This window comes from Micromonospora sp. KC721, assembly GCF_004348355.1.
Lineage (GTDB): Bacteria > Actinomycetota > Actinomycetes > Mycobacteriales > Micromonosporaceae > Micromonospora.
Genome location: NZ_SMJY01000299.1, coordinates 1 through 4,869 on the forward strand (window position 1 = coordinate 1; position 4,869 = coordinate 4,869).

Consider the following 4,869-nt stretch of genomic DNA (forward strand, 5'->3'; position numbering starts at 1 on the left):
CCCCCACCCTCTGCCGATCTTGGGAGGCGGTGGCCCCCTGGAAGGGCCGAAGAATTCCACGATCACGCTGTGAGGGTCGGCCGACGCCGGGGAGGGGGGAATGGTGCTTCAGTGGGGGGATGTTGGCAAATGTCTGGATTTGCGCTGTGTGCGGGGTGGGCCGCCAGTGCCGCTGGTGAGCAGGCACGATCGCGTGGGAGGCGTGCCAAGATGGGCGACGTGACCGCCGCCAGCCTCCCGTCCATTCTCCTCGTTCTCGGCGACGAGGAGCTGCTCGCCACGCGAGCGGTGACCGAAGCCGTGGCGCGGGCCCGCAGTGTCGACCCCGACGCGGACGTCCGGGAGTACCAGGCGGGGTCGCTGACCCCCGGCGAGGTCGCCGAGATGCTCAGCCCTTCGCTCTTCGGCGGTCGCCGGCTGCTCGTGCTCCGAGCCGGCCAGGACGCCCGCAAGGATCTGGTCACCGAGCTACTCGGGTACGCGAAGAACCCTGATCCGGACGTGCAGCTGGTGGTTCTGCACCTGGGTGGGGCGAAGGGCAAGGCGTTCGCCGACGGACTGAAGGCGGCCGGCGCCACCGTCGTGCCCGCGGCGAAGCTCAAGGGCCACCGCGAGCGGGTCTCCTTCGTCCGCGACGAGATTCGCCGGGGCGGTGGCGTCTGCTCCGAGGACGCGGCCGAGGCGTTGATCGCGGCTGTCGGCGCCGATCTGCGCGAACTGGCCGCCGCCTGCTCCCAACTGCTCGCCGACACCGACGGGCGGATCGGCGCGGACACCGTCGCGCGGTACTACAAGGGCCGGGTCGAGGTGACCGGCTTCACCGTGGCCGACGCGACCATGATCGGGGACGTCCCGGCGGCGCTGGAGGCGTTGCGCTGGGCGCTGCACGTCGGGGTCGACCCGGTGCCGATCGCGGACGCCCTGGCCGACGGGGTCCGTACCGTGGCCCGGGTGGCTGCCGCCGGGCGCGGTGATCCGTACCAGCTGGCCAGCAGCCTCGGCATGCCGCCCTGGAAGATCAAGAATGCCCAGCAGCGGGCCCGGGGTTGGACCCCGGAGGGCCTGGTCGAGGCGATGCGAGCCGCCGCCGAGTGCAACGCCGCGGTCAAGGGTGGCGCCGACGACCGGGCGTACGCCCTGGAGAAGGCGGTCTTCTCCGTCGCGGCCGCCCGGCGGGGCGGTGCCCGGTGAACGGCCCCACCCGAACGGCGTGGCGCACCGTGCCGACCGAGGCGGAGCGGTACCGGCCGCTCTACGCCCGGGTGCTCGGACTGCGCGTCGTCAACCCGGGTGGGGTGCTCTGCTTCGTCTTCTTCGAAGGTGCCGTGGCGCTCGCCGTGCTGCTCGCCCTGGCCGAGCTGGTCAGCTGGTGGGCCGTACCGGCGCTGCCCCTGGCCGTGGCGACGATGGTCAAGCTCAACGACCTGGTGGCCGAACGGGTGGTCCGCTCGGCGGCGCTGGTACCGGAACAGGAGCGCGACCGGTTCCGCCGGCAGGTGGAGCCGGTGGTCGGGCGAGCTCGGGTGCCCCGGACGGTTGCCGGCGTCCTTGTCGCCGAATGGCCTCACGGCCCGGTACGGGAACACCGGTCCGACGCGCAGCGCCCACCGGACGGCGCGCGGCGCCAGCCGGAGACGGTACGCAAAGCCACGGCACCCGGCGGGCCCCCGCACCCACCCTGACCGGGCGGCGATGCGGACAGCCGGAAGCCCCGGGCAGTGCCCGGGGCTTCCGGTCAGGTTTGAGTCGCTCGGTCAGACCGAGAGCGAGTCGACGCGCTTGGCGATCGCCGACTTCCGGTTCGCCGCCTGGTTGGCGTGGATGACACCCTTGCTGGCGGCCTTGTCCAGCTTTCGGGCGGCCTCACGCATGAGGACGGTGGCCTTCTCGGCGTCGCCGGCCTCCGCAGCCTCGTGGAACTTCCGGACGGCGGTCTTCAGCGACGACTTGACCGACTTGTTACGCAGCCGGCGCTTCTCGTTCTGCCGGTTGCGCTTGATCTGGGATTTGATGTTCGCCACGCGACAGCCTCGTCTTGATAGCTCGGTTTGGTCTGCTTGTGCGCGCGACGAGCATGCGTCATCGCTGCGCGAAAAGCCAGGTTACCAGGTCCGCCGGGACGAACCAAAACGACTCAGGTGTGGCCCGCGACCCGCCGGGCTGGCCGCCCCGGGCCGGCGGTGGGGTCTGGGAGACTGCCAGGCCATGAGGACCGACGATTTCTGGCAGCTGATCGACCGGGCGCGGGCCGGTGGCGGGGGCGAACCCGACGCGGTCGCCGCCCGCGCGGTCGCGCTGCTCGCCGAGCGGGATCCCGAGGAGATCGTCGGGTACGCCCACCACCAGCGGCGGGTATTGGCCGCGTCGCACCGGGTCGACCTGTGGGGCGCCGCGTACCTGATCAACGGGGGCGTCTCCGATGACGGCTTCGCCTCCTTCCGTGGTTGGCTGATGACCCAGGGGCGGGTGGTTTTCGCCCGGGCGGTCGCCGACCCCGACTCGCTCGCGGAGCTGCCCCGGGTCCGGGCCGCCGCGCTCAGCGGCGAGGAGTTCGCCTGCGAACCGATGCTGACGGTGCCCTGGGCGGCGTACCGCAGGGCCACCGCGACCGAGTTGCCGGCCGAGCGCGACCCGGTCGCGGTGCCGGACCTCAACGACTTCTGGGACTTCGACGACGAAGAGGAGGCCCGCCGCCGGCTGCCCCGACTGGCCACCCTCTTCGTCGAGCCGCCCGCGGAGTGACCGGGCCTCGGCAGCGAAGTGACGGGCTCGCCCGCGGAGCAAGCGGCCGCCCGCGGAGTGACCGGGCCGGCGGCCGGATGAGTGGCTGACCGCCAGGTGGGCGACCGGCGACCGGTGCGTGGCCGGCAGCCCAGGAGTGAGCGGACCGCGTCCGAAGCGACGTGGGAGCATAGAGGGGGCCGGCGGCGTGCCGGCCCGCTCACGTCAGCCGACCAGAACGGACCGCTGTGCCACCGACGCTCGATCCCGGCGCGAACGCTCCTGGTGCCACCGACCCGGCGCGGATCAGGAACTTCTGCATCATCGCCCACATCGACCACGGGAAGTCGACCCTGGCCGACCGGATGTTGCAGCTCACCGGCGTGGTCGATCCCCGGCAGATGCGCGCGCAGTACCTCGACCGGATGGACATCGAGCGCGAGCGCGGCATCACCATCAAGAGTCAGGCCGTCCGGATGCCGTGGACGATCCGTGAGGGTGACCGGGCCGGTGAGACCGCCGTGCTCAACATGATCGACACTCCGGGACACGTCGACTTCACCTACGAGGTGTCCCGCTCGTTGGCCGCCTGCGAGGGCGCGGTCCTGCTGGTCGACGCCGCGCAGGGCATCGAGGCGCAGACGCTGGCGAACCTCTATCTGGCGCTCGAGAACGACCTGCGCATCATCCCGGTGCTCAACAAGATCGACCTGCCGGCCGCCCAGCCTGAGAAGTACGCCGAGGAACTGGCGCACCTGATCGGTGGTGACCCGGCGGACTGCATCAGGGTCTCCGGCAAGACTGGCGAGGGTGTGCCGTACCTGCTCGACGAGATCGTCCGGCAGTTCGTACCGCCGGTCGGCGACGCCGCCGCCCCGGCCCGGGCGATGATCTTCGACTCGGTCTACGACGTCTACCGCGGCGTGGTCACCTACGTCCGGGTGATCGACGGGCGGATCAGCGCCCGTGACCGGATCAAGATGATGTCCACCGCCGCGGTGCACGAGCTGCTGGAGATCGGCGTCATCTCCCCGGAGATGGTCAAGGCCGACGCCCTCGGCGTCGGTGAGGTGGGCTACCTGATCACCGGCGTGAAGGACGTCCGCCAGTCCCGGGTGGGTGACACGATCACCATCAACTCGCGGCCGGCGAAGGAGGCCCTGGGCGGCTACAAGGACCCGAAGCCGATGGTCTACTCCGGCCTCTACCCGATCGACGGATCCGACTACCCCAACCTCCGTGAGGCGCTGGACAAGCTCAAGCTCAACGACGCCGCGCTGGACTACGAGCCAGAGACCTCCGGCGCGCTCGGCTTCGGCTTCCGCTGCGGCTTCCTCGGCCTGCTGCACCTGGAGATCATCCGGGAGCGGCTGGAGCGGGAGTACAACCTCGACCTGATCTCCACCGCCCCCAACGTGGTCTACCGGGCCATCACGGAGGACGGGCAGGAGATCGTGGTGACCAACCCGAGCGAGTACCCCACCGGCAAGATCGCCGAGGTGTACGAGCCGGTCGTGCGGGCCACCGTACTCACCCCGAACGACTACGTCGGCGCGGTGATGGAACTCTGCCAGGGCCGGCGGGGCAGCCTGCTCGGCATGGACTACCTCTCGGCGGACCGGGTCGAGCTGCGGTACACGCTGCCCCTCGCGGAGATCATCTTCGACTTCTTCGACCAGCTCAAGAGCCGTACCAAGGGTTACGCCTCACTGGACTACGAGCCCTCCGGCGAGCAGGCGTCCGATCTGGTCAAGGTGGACATCCTGTTGCACGGCGAGCCGGTGGACGCGTTCAGCGCGATCGTGCACAAGGACAAGGCCTACAACTACGGCACCACCATCGCCGCGAAGCTGCGCAACCTGATCCCGCGCCAGCAGTTCGAGGTACCGATCCAGGCGGCCATCGGCAGCCGGGTGATCGCCCGGGAAACCATCCGCGCCATCCGCAAGGACGTCCTCGCCAAGTGCTACGGCGGTGACATCAGCCGTAAGCGCAAGCTGCTGGAGAAGCAGAAGGAAGGCAAGAAGCGGATGAAGATGGTCGGTCGGGTGGAGGTCCCGCAGGAGGCATTCATCGCCGCCCTCTCCTCCGACTCCGGGGACGGCAAGGCGCCCGGAAAGAAGTAGCCAGGCACACGGAGTCCATGGC

General features: G+C 70.4%; 5 protein-coding genes. 4 read left to right on the top strand and 1 reads right to left on the bottom strand.

Annotation, left to right across the window (positions count from 1 at the left end; genetic code table 11):
* The first annotated feature begins 210 nt into the window (after window positions 1–210).
* Both holA and E1182_RS29150 read left to right on the top strand, forming a co-directional pair.
* Window positions 211–1,191 carry a DNA polymerase III subunit delta gene (gene holA, locus E1182_RS29145; protein ID WP_132270936.1) on the top strand — a complete coding sequence of 327 codons (981 nt, stop codon included), beginning with the start codon at window positions 211–213 and terminating at the stop codon, window positions 1,189–1,191.
* Window positions 1,188–1,682 carry a hypothetical protein gene (locus E1182_RS29150; RefSeq protein WP_243706483.1) on the top strand — a complete coding sequence of 165 codons (495 nt, stop codon included), beginning with the start codon at window positions 1,188–1,190 and terminating at the stop codon, window positions 1,680–1,682. The genes holA and E1182_RS29150 overlap by 4 nt, the downstream gene beginning before the upstream one ends.
* 72 nt (window positions 1,683–1,754) lie before the next feature.
* On the opposite strand, the gene rpsT is transcribed toward E1182_RS29150, so the two are convergent.
* Window positions 1,755–2,021, bottom strand: a complete 267-nt coding sequence (gene rpsT / locus E1182_RS29155) for a 30S ribosomal protein S20 (protein WP_132270937.1) — start codon at window positions 2,019–2,021, stop codon at window positions 1,755–1,757.
* A gap of 184 nt (window positions 2,022–2,205) precedes the next feature.
* Here rpsT and E1182_RS29160 point away from each other — a divergent pair, with 184 nt between their 5' ends.
* On the top strand, window positions 2,206–2,742 hold the full coding sequence (locus E1182_RS29160; RefSeq protein WP_132270938.1) for a DUF4240 domain-containing protein: 537 nt from the start codon (window positions 2,206–2,208) through the stop codon (window positions 2,740–2,742).
* 227 nt (window positions 2,743–2,969) lie between these two features.
* Window positions 2,970–4,847 (top strand): translation elongation factor 4, encoded by a 1,878-nt coding sequence (lepA, locus tag E1182_RS29165; protein ID WP_132270939.1) that lies wholly within the window; start codon window positions 2,970–2,972, stop codon window positions 4,845–4,847.
* Window positions 4,848–4,869 lie beyond the last annotated feature (22 nt).

What these genes read in the sequence shown, in the direction of transcription:
- holA (WP_132270936.1), top strand. Translation starts at nt 211, where the DNA reads ATGGGCGACGTGACCGCCGCCAGCCTCCCGTCCATTCTCCTCGTTCTC.
- E1182_RS29160 (WP_132270938.1), top strand. Translation starts at nt 2,206, where the DNA reads ATGAGGACCGACGATTTCTGGCAGCTGATCGACCGGGCGCGGGCCGGT.